This is a genomic window from Acinetobacter sp. 243_ASPC, assembly GCF_001054715.1.
GTDB classification, from domain to species: Bacteria; Pseudomonadota; Gammaproteobacteria; order Pseudomonadales; family Moraxellaceae; genus Acinetobacter; species Acinetobacter soli.
Window position 1 is genome coordinate 39,838 of record NZ_JVOR01000086.1, and the last position, 23,352, is coordinate 63,189.

Below are 23,352 nucleotides of genomic sequence, written 5' to 3' on the forward strand. Positions count from 1 at the left end.
GTTTATTTCTTGTTCTCAAGCTCATTTCGTATGGGCTTAGGCCTTGATCATGCTAAAAAAAAGGTGAAATATGCAGCAAGATACTGATTTTGAATTGTTCCGCGATACTTACAAACGTTTTTTAAACGATCATGTTGCGCCCTATTACGAGCAATGGGAACACGATGGCCTGATTCCTCGACATATCTGGAACTTACTCGGTGAAAATGGGTTCTTGTGTGTCGATGTTCCAGAAGAATACGGTGGATATGGCGCACCAGTTCACTACTCGCTCATGCTGGTGCAAGAAACTGCACGCGCAGGATTTGGCTCACTTGCGGTTGCCATTGGTGGACAAAATGAACTGGTCTCTCCTTATATCCAAAATATGGGTAGTGAGGCGCAAAAGAAATACTGGTTACCCAAAATGGTATCGGGCGAAGTGGTAACAGCAATTGCCATGACCGAAGCCAATGCCGGATCAGACCTTCAAGCTATTCGCACTCAAGCGATTTTAAAAAACGAGCATTACATCATTGATGGTTCAAAAACCTTTATCTCCAACGGACTACATGCCGATTTAATTGTTCTGGTTGCCAAAACAGACCCACAGGCACGCGCAAAAGGTATTTCTCTGTTTTTGGTCGATGCGCAACTTGAAGGCGTTGAAAAAGGACGTTCGCTTAAAAAAATTGGACTGCATGCACAAGACACTGCCGAACTCTTTTTTGATGGCGTTCATGTACCAGTAACTCAGCGCCTTGGTCAAGAAGGCGAAGGCTTTGCATATCTGATGCAAGAGCTCCCCCGTGAACGTTTAAGTATCGCGATGATGGGTATGGGATCGATTTGGGGCGCGATTGACCTGACCACCAATTATGTACAAGAGCGTAAGGCATTTGGCCAAACACTGGCACAGCTTCAAAACACGCGCTTTGTGATTGCCAATGCACAAATCAAAGCAAAAGCAGCGCAAGCGTTTATTCATGAATGTGCCCAAATGTACCATCAGGGGGCGCTGACTGTGGGCCATGTTGCTGCATTGAAATGCTTTATTACCGATACCCAGTGCGACGTGATCGATCAACTGCTGCAATTATTTGGGGGATACGGCTATATGCAGGAATATCCGATTTCTCGTTTTTTTGTCGATTCACGTGTGCAAAAAATTTACGGTGGCACCAACGAAATCATGAAGGAAATCGTGGCGCGAGACGTACTCGGAAAATAACCAATATTTTTTAAACCTCATGGTTGGTACGACCAACCCTGTCAAAACAACAAAGATGTTTCAGGAAGAAATACAATGTCAAAATTATGGATGTACTCTGCTGTGATGCTCTCGGGTTCTGTATTTGCTTCAGACTTTATTGATAAAAGTACAGTCGAACTCACCACACGAAATTTCTATTTCGATCGCGATTATCAAGAAGTTTCTAAATATCCCGCTGCAAAAGACTGGACACAAGGCTTTATTTTTAAAGCAAATTCTGGTTATACCGAAGGAACCATTGGTTTTGGGCTCGATGTTCTGGCTACAGCAGGATTTAAGCTCGATGCCAGTGCCAAATATGCGGGTACAGGCAATTTACCTCGCGACACGGTCACCAATGAACCCGCCAGCAGCTACGGCGAAATTGGCCTGACCGGTAAAGCAAAAGTCAGTCAGACCGAATTAAAAGTAGGAACACTCAGACCGATGAATCCCGTGCTGGTGGCCTCTCCTGCACGCCTACTACCGCAAACCTACCGGGGTATTTCACTGGAATCGAAAGATATTAAGAATTTTGAGCTGCAAGGAGCATTTATAGACAAGGTGAATCAGCGCGACTCGACCAATTATGAAAATATCAAGATTTCAGCGGTGAATGGGCGTTTCAAAAGTGCTGAAACAAATGGTCTTTACTACGCAGGTGGCTATTACAATGTAAGTCCGGCTTTACGTTTAGGATTATTTTATCTGGATGTTAATAATTTATACGATCAGATGACAACTGGCTTTTTATACAAATGGGACATAAATCCGCAAACTCGTTTAAGCAGCTATCTACATTACTATCGTAGCCGCGATGAAGGCCAAGCAAAGGCTGGTTTGGTCGACAACGATTTATATCATGCGCATTTTGAGCTTAAACGCCAAAATCATAAATTTATTTTTGGTACCTTTCAGCATTTTGGTGAAACCGCTTTTCCATATTTAACGGGCGGTGAAACAGGACTGCTCATCGATACATGGCCGGGCGAATTTTTAAATCCGAAAGAAAAAGCATACAGCTTTCGTTATGAGTATGACTTTAAAGATTATGTGCCGGGTTTACGCTTCATGACACGCTACACCATGGGCCGCAATATTTATGGGCCTAACTTGGGTGGAACGGATTTAAAAGAGCGCGAAACAGATTTCGATATTGGCTACACCGTACAAACTGGCTGGCTTAAAAACCTTTCCCTTCGTGCTCGCTATGCGATCTATGACAACAACATGCTGGCCACAGCCAATATCAAACCAGTGAATGAAACCCGAATTAACATCGATTACACATGGAAATTTAAATAATGACTCAAACAAGGCATTAGCATAATGCTAGCGCCTTGTTTTTTCAGGAACAATAATATGAATAAAAAAATAATAGCGCTCTGCTTTAGTCTTGCTTGTGCACACCAAACACATGCAGTACCCCAATTTGCACCACCACCGCTACATCTTCAACCATTGGCCACATTTAGTGTCGATTTAAACGCGCCTGTCTGGGAACTTGGTTCAACCAGTGATGCAGGCAAGCGACGTATTATCCCCATTACAGGAGGCACTTTTGAAGGCAAAATACTCAAAGGCAAAATTTTGAATAATGGTGCAGATTGGCAAATTGTTGATGCGCAAGGTCATGCCATTATTGATACGCGCTATTTACTTCAAACCGATGATGGTGCACTGATTTACCTGCAAACCAAAGGTTATCGATATGGTCCGCCAGACGTTTTAAAACAACTGGCTCAAGGCAAAGAGGTCGACCCCAAAACTTATTATTTTAAAGTCACCATGCAGTTTGAAACCAGTTCGCCTCAATACGCGTGGTTGAACCATACCATTGGCGTGGGAAGTGCCATGCGTCTGGGAAAAGCTGTTGTATATGACGCGTATGCGCTTCAATAAGTCGTGAGGAGTGATTCATTATGCTGCCAGATCTATCTGTTCCTGCACACTTACCCCCCATTCATCATTTGCTAGGTGGCCATAGCATTCAATGGAACCCAGATCAACTTGAACTTGAAGTCAGATATCAGGCACTTGAGAGCTTTACCAACCCGCGAGGCACAATTGAAGGTGGAATGCTTTGCGCCATGCTGGACGATGTCATGGGGCTCTTTGCCTACTATGCCAATCAGCAGCAAGCAGCCACGACTATTAATCTGACCACAGATTTTTTAAGGCCGTGTCTGGTGGGGATTGTAGTGACGAAATGTCGATTTATCAAACAAGGAAAATCCATTTTAAACATCGAAAGTGAAGCGTGGCAAAACCATAAACTTGTGGCGCGTAGTACCGCAAATTTCATGGTCTTGGCACATGCATAAATTTCAGGCATAAGGATATTGCAATGAAAAAACTTCAACATCTTTTTAAACATGCTGCATTGCTCGGCGTCTGCATCAGTGTAGCTGCATGTAATGACAATAACGATCATGATACGGCACAGTCGAGCCAAAGTATTCCACAATTAAGCCCAGCAGTAGGTGCTCAGCTCAAAGGCAGTTGTACAGATTTAAGCGGTTTCAAATTTGACACCACCGTAGTTGAAAGTGCAACTTTACAAAATGCAGGCGCTCTGACTGTTGCAGGAAAAAATATTCCGGCGCATTGTTTGGTCAAAGGTTATATGGAGCAACGTATTAGCCCAATCGATGGTCAAACCTATCAGATTGGCTTTGAAATGCGACTTCCAGTGAGCTGGAACGGACGTTTTCTATATCAAGGAAATGGCGGTACCGATGGCAACATCGCCACAGCGACCGGACAAGTGGGCAGCGGCGGGATGTTAAGCAATGCTTTAAACGACGGATTCGCGGTAATTTCATCCGATGCCGGACATTCATCTGCACAAAATCCTCTTTTTGGTTTAGATCCGCAAGCTCGCATCAACTATGGTTATGGTGCTATTACAAAGTTAACGCCTATGGCCAAAGATCTGATTAAAACAGCTTACGGTAAATTGCCAGATCGATCTTATGCAGGAGGTACGTCTAACGGCGGTCGACATGCCATGATGGCTGCAACACGCCTAGGCGATCAGTACGATGGCATCTTAGCCAGTACACCAGGATTTCATCTACCACGTGCAGCAGCGGCACAGCTATATACGGCGCAGCAATTACGTCGTGTTGCCACCGATGAAAATGATTTAAGCACTGCCCTCACCTATGCAGAACGTAACGTACTTGCCAATGCGATTTTAACACGCTGTGATGCACTCGATGGTGTAGCAGATGGTATGGTACAAGACGTTGAAGCCTGCCGAACCGCCTTTGATATTCATAAAGATGTGCCTGTCTGCTCGGGTTCACGTGATGGAAGCTGTTTGAGTAAAGACCAGATCGATGTCGTGGCTAATATTTACCGCGGCCCTGTCAATTCATCTGGCGAAGCATTGTATGCGACCCAGCCTTACGATCCAGGATTACTTGGCAGCAATTGGGCAAGCTGGAAATTTGTTTCTTCAGTGGGTACGGCACGCGACCCAGTAGCGGTAGGCATTATATTTCAGGTACCACCAGATCCAACAATTGTGCAAAATTCACGACAATTTGCCTTTAACTATAATTTTGATACTGATTACCCAAAACTTTCTGCAACCAATTCGACCTATTCAGAAAGCGCGATGTCATTTATGATCCCGCCAGATGAGCTCAATCTGGATAAATTACGCTTGCATGGCGGTAAAATGATTGCGGTGCAAGGCACAGCAGATGGCGTATTTTCGGTAGATGACACACAAAACTGGTACGATAAGCTGATGGCAAAATACAAGAGCAGCAGTTTGGGTGATGCACAAAGTTTTGCTCGTTTTTATCGCGTTCCGGGAATGAATCATTCGCGTGGTGGGCTTGCGACCGACCAGTTTGATGCACTTACTGCTTTGGTGAACTGGGTAGAATATGGTCAAGCACCAGATCAAATTCTCGCTTCTGCACGCGGTGTCGGTAATGCAAGTGGCGAAATCAATAGTGAGTTACCATCGAGCTGGTCGGCCAATCGAACTCGACCACTGTGTCCATATCCAAAAATCGCACGTTATAACGGCACAGGTGACAGTGAAAAAGCCGAAAACTTCACTTGTAAATAAACACAACCGAGATAAAAAAGAGAGCGACGAATCGCTCTCTTTTTGTTTTAGCTGGCATATTTTAAATGGTCAAGGGATTTGATTTCATAGGGTAAGCCCACATAGTTTTCAGCGAGTGTGGTCTGACCTGCCGTAGAACCTAAAATATAGCTCAATTCTGCTTGTTTAATTTTATGATCAAACTCGCTTTCAGTTTCAAAGCGATGTAACAAATGGGTCATCCACCATGAAAAACGCTCTGCTTTCCATACACGTTGCAAGCATTTTTCTGAGTATTGATCTATACCTTGCTCAGATCCTTGCGTGTAAAATTCAATGAGCGCACTGGACAAATATGCAATATCTGAAGCTGCAAGATTCAATCCTTTGGCACCCGTTGGTGGAACAATATGTGCGGCATCACCAGCTAAGAATAATTTTCCAAATCGCATCGGTTCTGTGACAAAGCTCCGCAAGGGTGCAATGCTTTTCTCAATTGAAGGGCCTGTAACGAGTTTTTCACGGCTTTCAGGGTCGAGGCGATTCTTAAGCTCTTCCCAAAATTGATCATCCGACCAGTTTTCTACATGATCGGTTAAAGGAACTTGAATGTAATAACGGCTTCGCGTTTCTGAACGCATGCTACACAGTGCAAAACCACGCTCTGATTGAACATAAATTAATTCGTCTGCCACAGGCGGCACATCGGCAAGTACACCTAACCAACCAAATGGGTAGACCTTTTCGAAGGTTTTAATTTTATCTTGAGGCACGCTAGCACGGCACACGCCATGATAACCATCACATCCTGCAATGAAATCACATTCGATTTGATAGTGAGTTCCGTTAGATTCAAAGGTCACTTTTGGCGCATTATAAAAATCATGAATTTGAACATCATTCGATTTATAAAATGAGCAAAGACCAGCCTGCTCACGTGCTTGCATTAAATCTTTAGTAACTTCGGTCTGCCCATATACCGTGACTTGTTTACCTTGGGTCAATGCCGATAAATCGACACGGAATTTTTGGCCATTGGTCAGAATTTCAATGCCCGAATGTGGCAATCCTTTTTCTTTGAGGTTCTGGTCAACTCCAGCTTGCTCGAGTAAATCGACCGATACTTGCTCTAAAATTCCTGCACGAATGCGTGATGCAACGTAATCGGCACTTCGCTGTTCCACAATAACGTGCTCGATTCCAGCTTTATAAAGCAGCTGACCGAGTAGTAATCCCGCTGGGCCAGAACCAATAATTGCAACTTTGGTTTTCATAGTTTGCATAACATCATCCTTGCTATTTTCTATTTTTAAAGTACCGCCTCATTAAAAAGACATCTATACTTAAGGCTCAAAATTATCCGATTAGCACTACAACTGTCCGATGATCGGACAAAATCATTTTGGATTTGAATGTTATGGAACAACATCACCAATACCTTGCACATCCCCATTCAAGTGAAGAAATACGCACGGAAGATTACATTGCAGGCTTGGCCAAAGGCTTAGCGCTTTTAGAAGCATTTGGAATTGATAGACAACGACTGAACGTGACACAGGTTGCAGAGCGTACTGGCATAAGCAGAACAGCTGCACGGCGTTATTTAAAGACACTTAAATTTTTGGGTTATTTAGATACCGATGAGCACTATTTTTGGCTTACACATCGTGTTTTACGTTTTTCTAGTTCTTATTTAAGCTCGGCACATTTACCCAAAGTGGCACAGTCATTTTTAAATCTACTGTGTGCTCAAACCAGCCTCACCTTTTCAATTGTGGTGCTCGATGAGCATGAAGTTGTACCTGTTGCGCGTAGTTATTTACCCCTGCAAGATAATCTTCGCGTGAGCCCATATGGGATGCATTTGGGTAATCGTTTACCTGCCCACGCCACCTCCACCGGTAAAGTATTACTTTCTGTTCTGGATCGTGAAGTACAAATTGAATGGATTAAAAAATATGGTCTGAAGCGCCTCACGCCTTATACCATTACAGATGAGTACACTTTTTTAGAAACATTAGATGCTGTTCGGCAATCGGACTACTGTTTGTCGACTGAGGAACATGAACTGGGTGTGATTGCGATTGCGGTACCCGTTTTAAACGCACAGGGGCTTACCGTTGCAGCACTGAATTGTATGTCACAAACCAATCGGGTGCAGCCACAGTATCTTATCGATCAAGTTTTACCTTTATTACGCAATACTGCGAATGAGCTGAGAAATATGATCTAGCATCGCTTATTTATGTATTATGACTTGTTAGTTTTTGAAGCTCTGTTCAAATTCATGTTTGAGATAATCACGATCTGGTGCATAAGACAATCCAGCTTTACTTCGATGATAACAATCAGCCGCCTCTTTCGATGCATATTGGCGTATCTGTATTTCAGGTGCATGACGAGAAATAATAGCCAGTGTTTTGATTAATCGAATCCCAATTTCTAAATTTGCAATAGAATCTCTTGAGATTGGTGAAAAAACAGGTCGTATTAAATCTTCCATATCTAACTTTTCAATACTCAAGAGATCATATTCTGGGAATTCATGTTTATCTTTTGCATGTGTATCGACCAACAATCTAGTTAAGGCATTTAGAACATTGATTGCTGTAGCAGGATCATTGACCGCAGGTGATAGAGCTCTTTGTGCCACTTCACTCATCACCAGAAGACCAAACCGCGGATCTTGCTCATAGGTTCTGTTTAAACCAATCACTGCACATGGATCGAGTTCGGATTCAATTTTTTCAAACTCATGATCTGAAAAACTTTCTTTAGGATATACGGCAAAAATTTTAGCTCGAGGTTCAACAAACTTTCCAGCTCGAACACAGATATGAATATGACATTGGTATTTAGTGGCTACTTTTTGAATTTCTTCCAAATTAAGGTTGCAAATATATCCTGTTTTTTGACTATAAATATGCCAACGTGTATCTAAAATAGGTTTTGAATGTTTGGCTCCCAAGTCAGGTTGAGCTCTATAAATAGATAAGCTAGTTCGAGATTTATTCTCGATTTTACTTAAAGCATCATTTAACGAACCGAGTCCTGAAATGGTTTGTACCCAGCGAATTAAAGTATAAATCAGATAAAGCAGTACAATAATTGTACTTAAAAAAAGTAAAAAACGACCCTCTGTACCATAATACTTGAGCCCCAACGCTATTTTAGCGATAACAGAATAGATGAATGCCGAAATAAAACTTGCAATCGCAATACGCGTATAGTCATCTTCAATAATTAATAATCTGGCACGTGGTGTGGCTGTATTAGATGTCGATGCTAAAGCAGAAACCATAATGGATAGCGAAAATGTTGTGACTGCCAACATACTTGAGGCAATAATATCCAATAAACTAGATAAAGTTTCTGCCGAAATATGTGGCACGTAGTGCTCCGGCAGTAAATAATTGCCAACGCTTGCCAAGAGTGAAAAGAGAATTGCAAAAATAGCACCCAATGTGGGATGAACCCATAAATTTTTAGATGGATCTGAAAGTAGTAGTTTTAAGCGATACCACATTGTTTTTATATCCATTATTTTTCTTACTTTTTATTTATATAACTTTATGTGTCATTCATCTAGATAAGTTGATTTATTTTAACGCGATGAAACGAAATAATGGTCATAAAAAATGGCCATACCTTTTGGGCATGACCATCTAGATTACATTCTAGAGAATTACTTATCTAGGGCATATGCAATCACGTAGTCACCATGATCTGGAGACTGACGTGCACCACCTGCTGAAATCACAACGTATTGTTTTCCAGTTTTCGGTGACACATAACTCATAGGCGTACCTTGGCTACCCACAGGAAGACGTGCTTTCCACAATTCTTTACCTGTTGATGTATCAAATGCACGTAGATAGTAATCTTGCGTTGCAGCAAAGAATACCAAACCACCCTGAGTTGCCATTGGACCACCAATGGTTGGCATACCAATTGGCGCTTTTAGGCCCATTTTAATGCCCATCGGGCCGGTATCTTCAACTGTACCCAATGGTACTTGCCATGCAATTTGACGTGTTTTCATGTCAATCGCTGTCATCGTACCAAATGGTGGTTTCTGACACGGAATGCTCAGTGCAGACCAGAAACGGTTTTTGTTCACTTTGTACGGTGTACCTTTCATCGGCACTGCGCCCATACCCGTGTTAACTTTCTCACCGCCATTGGCTTGAACTGCTAAGTCTTCTGGGGTTTGTTTGATCAACTGAATCCATAGACCTAGACGCATATCATTCACAAACATATAACGATGCGATGGATCAAATGCGATGGATCCCCAGTTCATTCCACCCAAAGAACCTGGGAAGCTTAATGAAACATCGGTACCCGGAGCGGTATAAAGCCCTTCATAACGCATCGATTTAAAGCTGATACGACACATCAACTGATCAAATGGCGTTGCACCCCACATATCAGACTCAGTTAAAGTCTGGTTTCCGATTTGTGGCATTTCTACAGAACGCGGCTGCGTTTTGCTGTACTGCTCACCCGGAATATCGGCAGTTTTTACTTCTTGCTCAATCACTTTGGTTAACGGTTTACCCGTTACACGATCAAGTACATAAAACTGACCAGATTTTGTACCAATCACAACCGCAGGTTTAGTGCTGCCATCTTTCATTGGGAAGTCTACCAAGCTTGGTTGCATTGGTAAGTCAAAATCCCATAGATCATTGTGAACAGTTTGATACACCCACTTTTCTTTACCAGTCGTTGCATCTAGCGCTAAAACAGACGTATTGTACTTATGATCTAGTGGCTGGCGGTTTGCACCCCATAAATCGACAGATGAACTGCCCATAGGTAAGAATACGGTGTTCATTTGTGGATCATACGACATCGCTGCCCATGAGTTTGCAGAGCTACGCTTGTAAATTTCACCCGGCTTCAACACATAGTTTGGATCTGGATTACGTGGGTCGAACGCCCAGCGCAATTTACCTGTAATGACATCATATGCACGAATGACTCCACCCGGCATATCTGCTGCAACGTTATCGGCAATACGGCTACCCACAACAATAGAAGTACCTGCAATGGTCGGTGCAGAAGTGACTTCAAAGCGTGGTGCTTTGGTGCCATCCCCCAAACCTTCTAACAAATCAACCGTACCATTTACACCAAAATCTTTACAACGCTCACCTGTATCTGCATTCACTGCAATCAGACGACCATCTGGTGTATTGGTGTACACACGACGTGGGCACTGGGTATTGGTTGCGACCGCTGTAACAGGAGTTGCACCAGCCAATGTCGGTTGAGTCAACGCTTTGGTCGAATCAAAGTAAGCGACGCCACGGCAACGCTCCCATGCATCTGCTTTAGAATTCACTTCTGCTTTCCAGAGCTGCTTACCAGAATCTGCGTCTAATGCAAAAATATTGTTATGCGGTGTACACAAGAATACTTTATTGCCAACTTGCAATGGTGTCATCTGGTCTTCTGCGCCGTTACCCGTACCAGTGGTAAAATCACCCGTACGGAAACGCCAAGCTTCTTTCAACTTAGATACGTTGTTACGGTTAATCTGATCTAGCGCAACAAAGCGGCTTCCGCCTGCATCATTACCATAATGGTCCCAATCCACCTGTTTTTTTGCAGGATCAACCGGAATCAAAGGTAACTCTTCACCAGATGCTTTTACTGTTGCATGCGGAATAAACATGCCATATAAACCGCCAAACATTCCTAAAACGGTTAAACCACCAATGATATATGCTGGCGCATTAATTGGAGTTTGATATTGGTATTTTCGAATAGATGGCAAGGTTAACATGACCGCAGCAAATAAACCTGCCGGGAACATCAAACGTGAATGCAATGGCCAAAATTCAAAACCAGCATCAATTAACGCCCAAATAACAGTACCGATGAAGGCCAAAGCATATAACCACACCCCTGTTGCCTTTTTCTTGAAAATAAAAAAAGCTGAGGCAGTAATAATTAAACCAGCAATCAGGAAGTACCATGAACCACCCAGGCTAATCAGTTTTCCACCACCAATGATATAAAATACACCAGTAATGAGTAACGCCAGCCCAAGTATAAAACACCATATTTTAAATATGATGTGAGACTTCGCTTGAGGGTCAGACATACATCTTTCTCCACTTATCATGATTGCCATTCTTTGATGTTTTCAAAGTAAGGCGCTCATGTATAAACACATTCAGCTAAAGTGGGATAAGCCACTTTAGCTGTTCGAATTAAGTTTAAAAACCAGCAACGATATTGACTATATTTTAGACATTTTTATTCTTCATTTTGTGTCATTGCTAGAAATTTAAACGCATAGTTAATCCAGCGACCCATGCATCATCCACTTCCTTTACACCAGCAGGCTGATGAATATATTGAATATTTGGACGAAGCATGACTGCTGGGGACCATTGATAGGTGTAATTCAGTTCGATATTCAGCTCATCGTGCTGAACAGGAATATAGTTCGATGCCAACGCATCGTATTGGTCATAACCACGGCTTTCATCAATTGCAATTTGACGATCTCGTGCGCGCTCGTTTACCACATAATTGGCCAAACCAAAACCAATCGAATCATTTGGACGGCTATCGAAAGCACCTTTGTACCAAAGTGCAAGTTGCTGGGTACTTTGAACCGTTGTCGTGGCTTTGTCGTTTAGCACACCGTTAAAGCTGATATACAAACCCCGCTTTGGATCATTGCCTTGTTGCGTAAGTTGCTGCTGTGTATTGATCCAGAAACTGTGCTTACCATCATGTACTTTACTTGGATTGGCAACATCTGTTGCTTCTGCTGTGGAATATAGCGCACCGATTTTATATTCACCTGGCAGCCCACCAAAGTAAGCAAGTTTAGGTTTCCATGCCAACTCCACCGGAATGGTCGCGCCTTTAACGTTGTTCATATCTAGATTAAAGCCGTCACTGTTCGACTGTGTTTTGACATTATCTGGATTGACTTCATATACCCCAAGGCCCAATGTCCATTCAGGTGCAAACTGATACTTCACATTTGCCCCCCACAATCCTACAGGCCAGTTATACCAGATCGATCCGATCGACTTACCGAGCTGACCACCACAAAGCAATAGATTTTGAAACTCACATTGCGAGCTGTTGAAATCGTCTGACATGCCCATACGACCAATCTTGATTTGTACCGTATTGTCGTCAAAACCTTTTTTGATCCAAGCCTGCGTCAAACGCCAGATTTTTCCACGCCCATAGATCTCTTGTGAATTGCCGAGTGTCGATGATCGTGGATCTTTGATACGTTCCAAAGTGATTGCGTTTCCATCACGTTTGGTGATCATGATGGCTGCGCTTGTATCTTTCCAACCTGCAATTTTACTCAAGTCAAAATTTGCGCCCAGCGTCAGTTGTCCCGCATTTTCAACAGTTGTATTGTCATTAAAGCCACCAGAGATATTACTTGCCGCCTGGCTCATGATCGAAGCCGTGAATTTGTATCCCTGTTGTTCAAGTTGCTGACGATTCCCACCCCAATCGCCCAAAAGCCACTGACGATCTTGAGAATAAAATTCATTTGCCGAAGCAAACTGACAACTGAGTAAAGCAGCAGAAATTAAGCCCAATTTAAAAAAATCTTGCATTGAAAATTCCCTTTTTATTCAAGGTGTTTCCAATTTCTGGAAACACCGTATACTACAAACATTATTTCATCATCACCGCTGAACTGAGCTCTGAAGTCGCACCCAAGTGATCAGTCACATTTGCCGTGATCGATGGCATAGCGACTTTTGGTGTCCAGTTGGCTTTTGCAACGCCCTGAGCATCTGTAACAACAACTACAGAATCTAGATACTGCTCAGCTTCTTTAGAGGAAGCCGAACGGTTACCAAAGAATTCAACGTTATAACGTTGATTTGGCATACCTTTTACTTCTACCGTAATTTGTTTTTTAGATACAGTGAGCTTCGGCGCCTGAATACCTTGGTTTGGTACAGCGTTACAGTTTTGCTGATTCGGCTGAGTACAGGTTTTTTGCAGCTTTGCAGGCTCAATGACAACACCACCACCACGAGAGCCAACAAAACCTTCATGCTCGAGCGCAGGCACACCAAACACGATTGCGCCTAAACGCTGATTCGGTACACATGAACCACCCGCTTCGCAGCGCTTGATGTCTTTGCCGTTATCCCAAATTTGGTTTTTGGTCAATGTGATACGAGCATTGGCATCTTTTTCAGAACGAATCGCCACCCCAATACGGTTACCATGCACTTTGTTACTGTCAAAAATATTGCCATCGCCTGTTAAATTGAATCCCAACGAATTGTTGGTTAACTCATTGTAGGCGATGTAATTACGTTTACCCCAGTTGATTTGCAAACCGTCTGAGTAGTTCTCAAACTTGTTACCGACCACGGCATTGTCGTTGCCCCACAAAATTTCAATGCCTTGTGATGGTTCAGGATTCGCTTTTGTTGAAGTAAACAAGTTATTGGCAACTAAGTTAAATGCTGCACCGCGAGTTAACTCAAGACCATCGCCGTTATCGATAAACAGATTGTCTAACACCTTATTGTTATTGGTGGTTGTCGATGTCGGGTTGCCTTTACCATCATCCCCTGTGATCATCACACCCGCACCACCGTAATTATTACTAATGCGGTTATGTTGAATCAAGTTGTTACTTGAGCGATTGACCAAAACACCAATACAAAAGCGATGTACATCTAAGCCTTTTAACGTTACGCCGTTTACATCTTGCAAGACCAAGCCCGGTAAAGTCATGGTACGGACGTTTGTGCCGTATTGCTCTGGGTTTGCTCCTGGGCAAGCTTTAGCACCTTCACCTTTAATATAGTTTGAACCATCAATCGCAATGTATTCACCAGTTTTATCCCACTGAGTCCCAATAATCTTGACTGCTGATTTGATAGGTGGAAGTGGCTTGTCGACTTTAATCACATACGGTGCTTTGCCAACCGCTTGAATTAAAATTTGATTTTCTTGAGCCGTATTGGCGTTTGATTGCTCAATTGCCCAACGTAAAGAGCCTTTGTCGTTATCATCCTGATAACGATCAACGATATAAGTTTCCGCAGACGCAAAGCCTGAAGAGATTAAGCCCAAAGCAAATGCTGATAAACGCAAAGAATTCAATTTCATGACAGTTTCCTTGTCAGGATTATGGTGTTTGAGTTGGTTGAACTGTTTTTAAGATTTGTTTAAGCGTAGTGACATCGATTTGACCCGGTGCCGAAGCCTCGCCGATCATACCGAAACTTAAACTTCCGCCCATATTGGCGGTTGAAACACGCGATACCGTACCTAAGCGCCCCATCGACATCGTAAGTAACGGTTTTTTCGACTGTTCACTTACTTTTAGTGTCGCATTCATTAGCGTAAAGACATCCTGCTTCGACTTTGGCATTACCGCAATTTTTAAGATATCTGCACCCATTTGATCTTGTTTGAGTAAGCGATTTACGATGTCCTGCTCACTTGGGGTTTTATCAAAATCATGGTTAGACATCACCACTAACACATTTTTCTTGTGTGCCAAGCTGGTCAGCTTTTCAACTGCTGCCTGATCTCTAAACATTTCGATATCAAGTAACTGCATAAATGGCTTTTTTAAATAATCGCTGTAAATTTTTGCATACTGTTCATCGGTTACATTGAGTTTGCCACCTTCATTTGAAGTACGAATCGTTGCGAGCAACGGTTTGTCTTTTAAAATCTGGTTCAGTTCTTGACCAAGTGCAATCACTTGTTTGGTGTCGCTTGCAAATTCCAGCAAATCTATACGAAATTCAGCAATATCCGCATCTTTATTCGCTGCAATCACTTTGGCCTGAGCTATGGCTTGCTCTTTGGTTTTTGCCGTAATCGGGACAATAGTCTTGACAGGCAAATCACCAATATTGAGATTTTTAACAACATATGTTGCCTTGTTCATCGCAGCATTTTCAGCCGCATGCGTAACAGACAGCATAGGTAGGGAGAGACTTAAAGCCGTGCTAATCAGCAACTGTTTAACTAACTTTTTTGAACTGTTCATTTTACGTTCCCTTGTAAAAAATTGAAGTTGCACATCAAGCATGACATACAACTTTGGTCCCAAAAACCTTAGATATCAAAGAATACCGTTTCATTTTCGCCCTGAATGCGAATATCGAAACGATACACTGTTTCACCGTCACGCTCTTCACGTTTTGCGATAAGCGTTTGACGACGTGTTACCCACTCAATACTGTTAAGTACTGGATCTTTGGCGTTTGCTTCAACTTCATCCTCAAAATAAACACGAGTATGTAACCCGATGTTGATTCCGCGAGCGAAAAGAATCACTGAAATATGAGGGGCTTGCGTTGTTCCCTTACGTCCCGGTACTGCGCCAGGCTTAATGGTGCTGAAGCTCCAAAAACCTGTCTTAAAATCTGCACCCGTACGTCCCCAACCATGAAAATGCGGATCTGCTGCTTTACCTTGAGTATCTGCTTCACTTGGATAGACACCATTGGCATCTGCTTGCCAGATCTCAACCAAAACATCACGCAGTGGCAAACCTAATCCGTCAAATACCTGACCTTCCAAGCGAATACGTTCACCTTGTGTTTGATCTTGAACCAGCATATTGCCGTAGTTATGTTCAAACACTTCAATGTTGGCCTGTTTTGGAAGCAAGCCAATATGTACGTAGGGACCACCTGTTTGAGATGGGGTTTCTTTGAGTTCTTGAAAATTCCAACCGTTCATTATTTTCACTCCATCCATTAAGTTAAGTCATTTTCGAAGTAAGTCGCGCGACGACCACGAAGCGTAATGTCAAAACGATAACAACGGCTGTCAGCTTCAATAAAGTTGCTTTTGTCTTCAAGTGCGATCAAAGCGCGACGTTGATCATCTGAAGGCACAGTTTTTAAGATTGGACACGAATCAATTAAAGTGTCACCTTCAAAATAAAACTGTGAAATCAAACGCTGAGCCCAGCCGTCTGCAATCAATGAAAAATGGATATGCGCCGGACGCCATTCATTAATACGGTTACGCCATGGATATGGACCTGGCTTAATGGTTCGAAAAACGTAATATCCATTGCTGTCTGTGAGCATACGTCCACATCCACCAAAGTTTGGATCCATCGCACCAACATATTGGTCATTCGGATGACGATAACGACCCGATGCGTTTGCCTGCCAGACTTCAACCAAGGCATTTTTTACAGGACGACCAAACTGATCACGAACATAACCATGAATAATCACACGTTCACCAATTGGCAAACCGTCTTTGGCATAGTTCAAAATTAAGTCATTGTCTTTTGGACCAAACTGATCTGCACTAAAATGTGGTGCAGTCACTTCCGACAATGTTTCTGCAATCGAGATCAGTGCATTTTTTGGCGAGCGTAATACACTGGTTTTATAACCTGGTGCATAGGCTGGCGGATGATCCTCTGTATTGCGTTGAGCGTAAGCGCCCCAGTTAAAATGAGACATATTTTTCTCCCTCTAAATCTGCTGATCCATTATTTTTTGTTCAGTTTTTCTGGTGCGATACCAAGCTCTTCAAACACCTGTTCAGCCATATGCATGGCAGCATTTGATGCTGGTAGGCCCGCATACAGTGAACAATGCAGGATCAATTCTTTGAGCTCGTCTTTGGTCACGCCATTGTTGAAACATGCACGTAAATGCATACGCAACTCATCTTCACGACCTAGCGCCAATAAAACCGCGATTGTCACTAGACTGCGTGTATGGCGAGGTAAGCCCGGACGAGACCACACCTCACCCCAAGCAAATCGACTAATAAAATTCTGAAAGTCCTCATTGAAATCGTTCAGATTCTCAATCGAACGGTTGACGTGTTTTTCGCCGAGGACTGCTGTACGGACTTCAATGCCCTGTTTGTAACGATCATCATCATTCATTAGAGAACTCTCACCTTAAGTTGCATCAGTATGTGCAACGATAGACTTAACAAAAATTGCAATCGCGGCAGCTGCGGCAGGAATGAACAACATGCTTAAAATCATGGTGAACGACCAGTTATTACCCAGCAGAACTGCTCCAATCCATGCACCGAACACGGCCCCAAAACGGCCAATGCCCGACATCCATGCAACACCAGTTGCACGGCACTGCGTTGGATAAAACCGCGCACTTAAAACCGGCATAGACGACTGCGCGCCATTTACCGCAATACCCGCACACAAGATAAACAGTGCAAGTAAAGTTGGATTTGAAAGACTTTGACCAACAATTACCGCAAAAATACCGGCAGCCAAATAAAAACCCGCAATAATTCGATTCGGATTAAAACGGTCCATCGCCCAGCCAATAAATAGCGCACTGAGCACACCACCAAACTGAAATAAGCCCCCTAAGAATGCTGCACGCTCTAACGATGCCCCGGTTTCACGCATCAAGGTTGGTAACCAGCTGGTCAACAGATAAATTACGACCAGACCCATGAAGTAAGTCACCCACAGCAAAACCGTTCCTTTGGCGTATTTGCCAGAAAACAGCATGCCAAAGACACCTTTTTTACTTGAAGCATCTGTCTTTTCTTCAGGAACGTGGAATTCGGTTACACCTTGAACCTTATGTGGCGCAATACGCGTTAAGATCTGACGCACCTTTTCGGTATTTTTTCCTTTTACAATCAGGAAACGATAGGATTCTGGTAAAAACACCATCACCACAAGCATCAAAATCAAGGGGGCCCAACCGCCCAACAAAAACAGGCTGTGCCAACCATAAGCCGGAATTAACCAGCTGCTGATAAAGCCACCCATTGCCATGCCCAAGTTGTAACCACAAAACATACATGTCACGAGCAAAGAGCGAATTCGTGCCGGACAGTATTCTGAAAAAAGTGTGGTCGCGTTTGGCATTGCAGCGCCCAGGCCAATCCCAGTTAAAAACCGGAAAATCACCAAACTGTCTAATGTTGTGGAATATGCACAGGCAAGTGTAAAACCACCAAAAATCAACATCGCAACAGACAGCACAATCTTGCGACCAAAACGATCGGCTGTCGGACCTGAAACCAGCGCACCAATAATCATACCGCCTAAGGCTGCACTCATTACAGGACCCAACTGCGATCGATCCACACCCCAATCTTGAGCAAGCGCAGGCGCAATAAATCCCATTGCTGCGGTATCTATACCATCCACGAAGACAATCAAGAAACACACAATCGCAATAAACCACTGATACTTACTTAGTGGCGCATCATTGATTAATGCCTGTGCATCCAGACTTGTGTTTTGTGCAGCGTAATCCTGAGACGCCATATCTGCCTCCTAAGGCCTAAATCCTTTTAAATCAGTTTATTAAACGATTGATCTAATAAACTGGCCAAAAACTTGCGTGAATGCTTCAGGCTGTTCAATATTTGACAGATGTGAAGCGTCCAATGTCTTCAACTGGCTGTTTTGGATATATTGATGTAAAAACTCAGCATCGCTGACCGTAGTGACCGGATCTGCTTCTCCAGCAATGATCAGTGTCGGAATTGAAATCTTTGCAATCGATTCACGCAGATCTGCGCCTGCAAGTGCACGGCAGGCATTGGCATATCCTTGTGCTGGAGTATTGGCTAGACTTCGAATCGTGTTTCGAGCAAGCACACTGGCTTGATGATCAAATTTTTCGCTAAACCAGCGAGTATGTGTGGTACTGACCAAATCACTCAAACCCGTTGCTTCTACGGAAGCAGCGCGTGCATTCCAGCCTTCTGCTGTCCAGATTTTTGCAGCAGAATTGGCAACCGTGATGCTATAAAAACGTTCAGGGCGATGAATACCTAACCAAAGTGCCGTCATACCGCCCATTGAAATACCACAAAAGTGCGCTTTATCAATATTTAAGGCATCCAAAATATCAATGACATCTTCACCCAGATGCTGCAATTCGGTTTGATCAATAACAGCACTTTGGCCGTGTCCACGTGTATCGTAAGTCACAATCTTAAAATCGGCTTTGAGCGCTTCGATTTGTGGCATCCACATGGTATTGTCGGTACCAAGCGAGTTCGAAAATACAATCGCGGGAGCATTTTGTGGTCCCTGAACCTGTACCGCAAGCGGTTGGCCCTGACGATTGTTAATCATAGTGATATGAATATTGCTCACTTTGCCTCTCCTTTTGCTTCTTGCAAAACAGCATCAATCTGATCTTGAATATTGCCGAGGTAAGATTCTGGTTTGAATATTGCCTCAAGCTGCTTTGCATCGAACAATGCAGTGACTTCCGCAGTCTCTGCCATGATGTCTTTTAAATGTTTCTGTTCAGCAAAGGCTTTTTTACAAGCTGCTTCCACCACGTGATGTGCATTTAGACGTCCCAGATGCGGTGCCAACGCCATCATGACTGCTTCAGCCATAATCAGGCCTTGCGTACACTCGATATTGGCGCGCATGTTTTCTGCATTGACATCCATACCTTTCAAGACATCTAAGGTACGCTCTAGAGCACCCGCGGTGAGTTGAAAGATTTCCGGTAAGGCAAGCCATTCAGCATGCCAGCTACCCAAGCTACGTTCATGCTCTTGCACCATGCTTTGATACATGCTCGACATTAACGCAGGAACACGATTGGCAGCAGCCAATACCGACGCCGCAGCAACTGGATTACGCTTATGTGGCATGGTTGAAGATCCGCCACGCCCTTGGGCTGTCGGTTCAAATACTTCTGCAACTTCTGTTTGCATCATCAGTGACCAGTCGCGCGCCATCTTGCCTGCGTTGCCCGTAATCAAGCCGAGTACACTTGCAATTTCGACAATACGATCTCTTTCGCCATGCCACGTACATGCGGCATGTGTCAGATTTAAGGTTTTTGCAAATGCTTGTGTAACGGAGGTTCCCTGATTTTGCAAAGATGCCAGCGAGCCAACTGCGCCACCTAATTGTGCAGTCAACACACGTGACTTCATAAGTTGTAAGCGGTCTAAATCGCGCTTAAACGCAGAAGCCCAACGCGCAAGCTTATGTCCCAAGGTGATCGGTAAAGCTTGCTGTAACCATGTGCGCCCCATCATCACCTGATGGCGATATCGTTGCGCTTGTTGTAAAGCAGCCTGATAGCACTGATTTAAAAGCAGTTCTACAATAACGAGTGCATCACGCGATTGCAGTACACATGCTGTGTCTAGAATATCTTGACTGGTCGCACCCCAATGCACATAACGCGATGCTTCTTCATCGACTTGCTTCACAATTGAAGTCAGTTGTTTGACAAAAGGAATAGCGATATTTCCAGCCAGTCCAGTGGCAATGGCTAAACTTTGAAAATCAATTTTTTCAACCGCATCTTGAGTGGCAAACGTAATGATATCGGCAGCAGACTGGGGAATTACCCCAACTGCTGCTTGCGCTTGCGCCAGTGCAACCTCTGTCTCAATCATATATTTGACCAACGCACGATCACTGAAAATTTCAGTTACGTCTTGTTGATAAAAAAGAGAAGCATATAACTGGCTCATCATGATCTCCGTTTAAGCAACCCGCTCAATAATGAGCGCAATCCCCTGACCCACGCCGATACACATCGAACACAGCGCATACTTACCGCCCGACTGTTCCAGCTGGTTTAATGCCGTCGTCACCAGACGCGCACCAGATGCACCCAATGGATGACCCAGTGCAATTGCACCGCCATTCGGATTCACCCGTGCATCGTCATCTGCCAGTCCTAAGTCTCGGGTACAGGCCAGTGCCTGTGCAGCAAAGGCTTCGTTCAGCTCAATCACATCCATCTGATCAAGCGTCAGATTGGCCTGCTTGAGCAGCTTTTTGATCGCCGGTGCCGGTGCGAAGCCCATGATGCGCGGCTCGATGCCCACCGTGGTGGAGGCAATGATCTTGGCACGTGCTTTAAGCTGGTATTGTGCAACCGCTTCGTCTGATGCAATCAGAACTGCCGCTGCACCGTCGTTGATGCCTGACGCATTACCCGCTGTCACGCTACCTTCCGGCTTGACCACGCCTTTTAGCTTGGCTAGTCCCTCTAGTGTCGTTGAGGCACGTGGATGCTCATCGGTGTCGATCACCACCGGCTCTCCTTTGCGCTGTGGAATCGTGACAGGCACGATTTCTTTTGCAAAGTAGCCTTTGGCCTGTGCCGCCGCGGTGCGTTGCTGGCTGGTGTAGGCAAACTGGTCTTGGTCTTCACGCTGGATGCCAAACTGCTCGGCCACATTTTCTGCGGTTTGCGGCATGGTATCCACACCATACATGGCTTTGAGCTTCGGATTGATGAAGCGCCAGCCCATGGTGGTGTCTTCTATCTTCTGGGTGCGTCCAAACGCCCCTTCTGATTTCCCCATCACATACGGTGCGCGGCTCATGCTTTCGACACCCCCTGCAATGATCAGATGGGCTTCGCCTGCTTTGATCGCACGTGCTGCCATGGCGATTGCATCCAGAGATGAGCCACACAGGCGGTTGACCGTCGTTGCCGGTACTTCGACCGGTAGACCTGCCAGCAGTGCCGACATACGGCCAACGTTACGGTTGTCTCCTCCTGCCTGATTGGCACAGCCGTAGATCACGTCATCGACCTGTGCCCAGTTCACGCTTGGGTTGCGTTCGATCAGGGCAGCAATCGGAATTGCACCGAGGTCATCCGCACGTACTGCTGCCAATCCGCCTGCATAGCGGCCAAACGGGGTGCGGATCGCATCGACGATGTATGCATGTTTCATATTCGGTTATCCTTAGCCTTGTGTCGCATCGATCAGTGTTGCACCGGTCAGGCGTTGTAGTTCTTCAAAGCTTAAGCCTTCGACTTTCTCGATCACTTTCAGTCCTTCTGGCACCACATCAATGATGCACAGGTCGGTGTAGATCCGGTCGACACATTTCTGGCCCGTGGCTGGATACGTCAGTTCAGCGACAATCTTCGGCTCACCTTTTTTGGTGACATGATCGGTGGTTACAAAGACTTTTTTTGCCCCAACCGCAAGATCCATGGCTCCACCGACCGACGGTATGGCATCCGGTGCACCGGTGTGCCAGTTGGCCAGGTCTCCATTGGCGGCGATCTGGAATGCGCCTAATACGCAGATATCCAGGTGTCCACCGCGCATCATGGCGAAGGAGTCGCCATGGTGAAAGAAGCAACCGCCTTCGAGCATGGTTACGTATTCTTTGCCTGCGTTGATCAGTTCCGGATCTTCTTCGCCAGCCGCTGGTGGTGGGCCAAAGGCCAGCAGTCCGTTTTCTGAATGTAGAAATACGTCTTTGTCGGCAGGCAGATAGCTGGCAATCTTGGTCGGCAGGCCAATCCCTAGATTGACATAGGAGCCTTCCGGAATATCTTGGGCAACGCGCTGGGCGATCTGGTCACGGGTCAGTTTGTGATAACTCATCTCGATCTCCTTATGGTGCAGCGCTTGCTGGGGTAGATTGGACTGGTACAACGTGTTGAACAAAGATGCCTGGGGTCACCACATTTTCTGGGTCGAGTTCTCCTAGTGCCACCACTTCGCTCACTTGTGCGATGGTTACGTTGGCGGCCATGGCCATGATCGGGCCGAAGTTTCGTGCTGATTTGCGATAGACCAGATTGCCCCAGCGGTCGCCCTTGTAGGCTTTGATCAGGGCAAAGTCGGCCTTGATCGGGTTTTCCAGTACGTAGTCTTTGCCATCAAAGTTCAGGGTAGGTTTACCTTCTGCGAGTAAGGTGCCAAAACCGGTTGGGGTGTAGATCGGCCCTAAGCCCATCCCCGCGGCCTGTATGCGGCAGGCCAGATTGCCCTGCGGCACGATTTCAAGTTCAATTTTGCCCGCACGGTATAGCTCGTCAAATACGTAGGAGTCGGCCTGACGTGGGAAGGAACAGATGATCTTTTTAACTGCGCCAGTTTTTAGCAGCTTGGCCAGTCCATAGTCTCCATTGCCGGCGTTGTTGCTGACGATGGTCAGGTTCTTGCGACCTAGTTCAATCAGTCCGTCAATCAGCTCGGCGGGTTGGCCGGCTGTTCCAAAACCACCAATCAGGATGGTGGCACCGTCGTGGATCTGGGAGAGCGCTTCCGTTAGGGTCGCTGCACTTTTATCTATCAT

At 44.7% G+C, this 23,352-nt stretch carries 21 protein-coding genes; 6 read left to right on the forward strand and 15 right to left on the reverse strand.

Features of this window, described 5'->3' with window-relative positions:
* Positions 1-70 precede the first annotated feature (70 nt).
* From ADA42_RS10145 to ADA42_RS10165, 5 genes are all read left to right on the forward strand, one after another.
* Positions 71-1,210: an acyl-CoA dehydrogenase family protein gene (locus tag ADA42_RS10145; protein WP_048765031.1), complete on the forward strand. Its 1,140-nt coding sequence runs from the start codon at positions 71-73 to the stop codon at positions 1,208-1,210.
* Positions 1,211-1,285: 75 nt separating this feature from the next.
* Positions 1,286-2,536 (forward strand): OprD family porin, encoded by a 1,251-nt coding sequence (locus tag ADA42_RS10150; RefSeq protein WP_048765034.1) that lies wholly within the window; start codon positions 1,286-1,288, stop codon positions 2,534-2,536.
* Positions 2,537-2,593: 57 nt separating this feature from the next.
* Positions 2,594-3,133: a DUF3237 domain-containing protein gene (locus ADA42_RS10155; RefSeq protein WP_048765036.1), complete on the forward strand. Its 540-nt coding sequence runs from the start codon at positions 2,594-2,596 to the stop codon at positions 3,131-3,133.
* A 20-nt stretch (positions 3,134-3,153) separates the two neighbouring features.
* A complete protein-coding gene (locus ADA42_RS10160; protein WP_048765038.1) occupies positions 3,154-3,555 on the forward strand; it encodes a PaaI family thioesterase in 402 nt (133 codons plus the stop codon).
* 23 nt (positions 3,556-3,578) lie between these two features.
* Positions 3,579-5,321 (forward strand): tannase/feruloyl esterase family alpha/beta hydrolase, encoded by a 1,743-nt coding sequence (locus ADA42_RS10165; RefSeq protein WP_048765039.1) that lies wholly within the window; start codon positions 3,579-3,581, stop codon positions 5,319-5,321.
* 47 nt (positions 5,322-5,368) lie between these two features.
* Here the strand turns inward: ADA42_RS10165 and pobA are convergent, their stop codons facing one another.
* The gene (pobA, locus tag ADA42_RS10170; protein WP_048765040.1) at positions 5,369-6,583 is read right to left on the reverse strand and encodes a 4-hydroxybenzoate 3-monooxygenase; all 1,215 of its coding nucleotides are present in this window, start codon (positions 6,581-6,583) and stop codon (positions 5,369-5,371) included.
* 134 nt (positions 6,584-6,717) lie between these two features.
* On the opposite strand from pobA, the gene ADA42_RS10175 reads away from it, so the two are divergent.
* Positions 6,718-7,533 (forward strand): IclR family transcriptional regulator, encoded by an 816-nt coding sequence (locus ADA42_RS10175; protein WP_048765042.1) that lies wholly within the window; start codon positions 6,718-6,720, stop codon positions 7,531-7,533.
* A 27-nt stretch (positions 7,534-7,560) separates the two neighbouring features.
* Here the strand turns inward: ADA42_RS10175 and ADA42_RS10180 are convergent, their stop codons facing one another.
* The 14 genes from ADA42_RS10180 to ADA42_RS10245 all read right to left on the reverse strand — a co-directional run bounded on the left by ADA42_RS10180 (position 7,561) and on the right by ADA42_RS10245 (position 23,352).
* Positions 7,561-8,841 (reverse strand): DUF2254 domain-containing protein, encoded by a 1,281-nt coding sequence (locus ADA42_RS10180; protein ID WP_241485702.1) that lies wholly within the window; start codon positions 8,839-8,841, stop codon positions 7,561-7,563.
* A gap of 144 nt (positions 8,842-8,985) precedes the next feature.
* Positions 8,986-11,415: a glucose/quinate/shikimate family membrane-bound PQQ-dependent dehydrogenase gene (locus ADA42_RS10185; RefSeq protein ID WP_048765046.1), complete on the reverse strand. Its 2,430-nt coding sequence runs from the start codon at positions 11,413-11,415 to the stop codon at positions 8,986-8,988.
* A gap of 178 nt (positions 11,416-11,593) precedes the next feature.
* Positions 11,594-12,913: a carbohydrate porin gene (locus tag ADA42_RS10190; RefSeq protein ID WP_048765047.1), complete on the reverse strand. Its 1,320-nt coding sequence runs from the start codon at positions 12,911-12,913 to the stop codon at positions 11,594-11,596.
* A 61-nt stretch (positions 12,914-12,974) separates the two neighbouring features.
* The gene (locus ADA42_RS10195) at positions 12,975-14,429 is read right to left on the reverse strand and encodes a NosD domain-containing protein (protein ID WP_025094434.1); all 1,455 of its coding nucleotides are present in this window, start codon (positions 14,427-14,429) and stop codon (positions 12,975-12,977) included.
* Between the two features lie 25 nt (positions 14,430-14,454).
* Positions 14,455-15,228: a type I 3-dehydroquinate dehydratase gene (gene aroD / locus ADA42_RS10200; RefSeq protein WP_371863860.1), complete on the reverse strand. Its 774-nt coding sequence runs from the start codon at positions 15,226-15,228 to the stop codon at positions 14,455-14,457.
* A gap of 170 nt (positions 15,229-15,398) precedes the next feature.
* The gene (gene pcaG / locus ADA42_RS10205) at positions 15,399-16,028 is read right to left on the reverse strand and encodes a protocatechuate 3,4-dioxygenase subunit alpha (RefSeq protein WP_004947542.1); all 630 of its coding nucleotides are present in this window, start codon (positions 16,026-16,028) and stop codon (positions 15,399-15,401) included.
* Positions 16,029-16,045: 17 nt separating this feature from the next.
* Positions 16,046-16,771, reverse strand: coding sequence for a protocatechuate 3,4-dioxygenase subunit beta (pcaH, locus tag ADA42_RS10210; protein ID WP_004937806.1), 726 nt, complete (start codon positions 16,769-16,771; stop codon positions 16,046-16,048).
* 29 nt (positions 16,772-16,800) lie between these two features.
* Positions 16,801-17,205: a 4-carboxymuconolactone decarboxylase gene (gene pcaC, locus ADA42_RS10215; RefSeq protein WP_004937808.1), complete on the reverse strand. Its 405-nt coding sequence runs from the start codon at positions 17,203-17,205 to the stop codon at positions 16,801-16,803.
* Between the two features lie 15 nt (positions 17,206-17,220).
* Positions 17,221-18,576 (reverse strand): MFS transporter, encoded by a 1,356-nt coding sequence (locus ADA42_RS10220; RefSeq protein ID WP_048765049.1) that lies wholly within the window; start codon positions 18,574-18,576, stop codon positions 17,221-17,223.
* Positions 18,577-18,615: 39 nt separating this feature from the next.
* Positions 18,616-19,395 carry a 3-oxoadipate enol-lactonase gene (gene pcaD / locus ADA42_RS10225; protein ID WP_048765054.1) on the reverse strand — a complete coding sequence of 260 codons (780 nt, stop codon included), beginning with the start codon at positions 19,393-19,395 and terminating at the stop codon, positions 18,616-18,618.
* A 17-nt stretch (positions 19,396-19,412) separates the two neighbouring features.
* Positions 19,413-20,768 (reverse strand): 3-carboxy-cis,cis-muconate cycloisomerase, encoded by a 1,356-nt coding sequence (locus ADA42_RS10230; protein ID WP_048765050.1) that lies wholly within the window; start codon positions 20,766-20,768, stop codon positions 19,413-19,415.
* Between the two features lie 12 nt (positions 20,769-20,780).
* On the reverse strand, positions 20,781-21,989 hold the full coding sequence (gene pcaF, locus ADA42_RS10235; protein ID WP_048765051.1) for a 3-oxoadipyl-CoA thiolase: 1,209 nt from the start codon (positions 21,987-21,989) through the stop codon (positions 20,781-20,783).
* A gap of 12 nt (positions 21,990-22,001) precedes the next feature.
* Positions 22,002-22,655 (reverse strand): 3-oxoadipate CoA-transferase subunit B CatJ, encoded by a 654-nt coding sequence (gene catJ, locus ADA42_RS10240; RefSeq protein WP_004925445.1) that lies wholly within the window; start codon positions 22,653-22,655, stop codon positions 22,002-22,004.
* Positions 22,656-22,665: 10 nt separating this feature from the next.
* Positions 22,666-23,352 carry a 3-oxoacid CoA-transferase subunit A gene (locus ADA42_RS10245; RefSeq protein WP_004925451.1) on the reverse strand — a complete coding sequence of 229 codons (687 nt, stop codon included), beginning with the start codon at positions 23,350-23,352 and terminating at the stop codon, positions 22,666-22,668.

What these genes read in the sequence shown, in the direction of transcription:
- catJ (WP_004925445.1), bottom strand. Translation starts at nt 22,655, where the DNA reads ATGAGTTATCACAAACTGACCCGTGACCAGATCGCCCAGCGCGTTGCC.
- aroD (WP_371863860.1), bottom strand. Translation starts at nt 15,228, where the DNA reads ATGAACAAGGCAACATATGTTGTTAAAAATCTCAATATTGGTGATTTG.
- ADA42_RS10190 (WP_048765047.1), bottom strand. Translation starts at nt 12,913, where the DNA reads ATGCAAGATTTTTTTAAATTGGGCTTAATTTCTGCTGCTTTACTCAGT.
- ADA42_RS10180 (WP_241485702.1), bottom strand. Translation starts at nt 8,841, where the DNA reads ATGGATATAAAAACAATGTGGTATCGCTTAAAACTACTACTTTCAGAT.
- ADA42_RS10165 (WP_048765039.1), top strand. Translation starts at nt 3,579, where the DNA reads ATGAAAAAACTTCAACATCTTTTTAAACATGCTGCATTGCTCGGCGTC.
- ADA42_RS10245 (WP_004925451.1), bottom strand. Translation starts at nt 23,352, where the DNA reads ATGATAGATAAAAGTGCAGCGACCCTAACGGAAGCGCTCTCCCAGATC.
- pcaH (WP_004937806.1), bottom strand. Translation starts at nt 16,771, where the DNA reads ATGTCTCATTTTAACTGGGGCGCTTACGCTCAACGCAATACAGAGGAT.
- ADA42_RS10185 (WP_048765046.1), bottom strand. Translation starts at nt 11,415, where the DNA reads ATGTCTGACCCTCAAGCGAAGTCTCACATCATATTTAAAATATGGTGT.
- pobA (WP_048765040.1), bottom strand. Translation starts at nt 6,583, where the DNA reads ATGCAAACTATGAAAACCAAAGTTGCAATTATTGGTTCTGGCCCAGCG.
- ADA42_RS10175 (WP_048765042.1), top strand. Translation starts at nt 6,718, where the DNA reads ATGGAACAACATCACCAATACCTTGCACATCCCCATTCAAGTGAAGAA.
- ADA42_RS10145 (WP_048765031.1), top strand. Translation starts at nt 71, where the DNA reads ATGCAGCAAGATACTGATTTTGAATTGTTCCGCGATACTTACAAACGT.
- pcaC (WP_004937808.1), bottom strand. Translation starts at nt 17,205, where the DNA reads ATGAATGATGATGATCGTTACAAACAGGGCATTGAAGTCCGTACAGCA.
- ADA42_RS10160 (WP_048765038.1), top strand. Translation starts at nt 3,154, where the DNA reads ATGCTGCCAGATCTATCTGTTCCTGCACACTTACCCCCCATTCATCAT.
- ADA42_RS10230 (WP_048765050.1), bottom strand. Translation starts at nt 20,768, where the DNA reads ATGAGCCAGTTATATGCTTCTCTTTTTTATCAACAAGACGTAACTGAA.
- pcaG (WP_004947542.1), bottom strand. Translation starts at nt 16,028, where the DNA reads ATGAACGGTTGGAATTTTCAAGAACTCAAAGAAACCCCATCTCAAACA.
- pcaF (WP_048765051.1), bottom strand. Translation starts at nt 21,989, where the DNA reads ATGAAACATGCATACATCGTCGATGCGATCCGCACCCCGTTTGGCCGC.
- pcaD (WP_048765054.1), bottom strand. Translation starts at nt 19,395, where the DNA reads ATGATTAACAATCGTCAGGGCCAACCGCTTGCGGTACAGGTTCAGGGA.
- ADA42_RS10155 (WP_048765036.1), top strand. Translation starts at nt 2,594, where the DNA reads ATGAATAAAAAAATAATAGCGCTCTGCTTTAGTCTTGCTTGTGCACAC.
- ADA42_RS10220 (WP_048765049.1), bottom strand. Translation starts at nt 18,576, where the DNA reads ATGGCGTCTCAGGATTACGCTGCACAAAACACAAGTCTGGATGCACAG.
- ADA42_RS10150 (WP_048765034.1), top strand. Translation starts at nt 1,286, where the DNA reads ATGTCAAAATTATGGATGTACTCTGCTGTGATGCTCTCGGGTTCTGTA.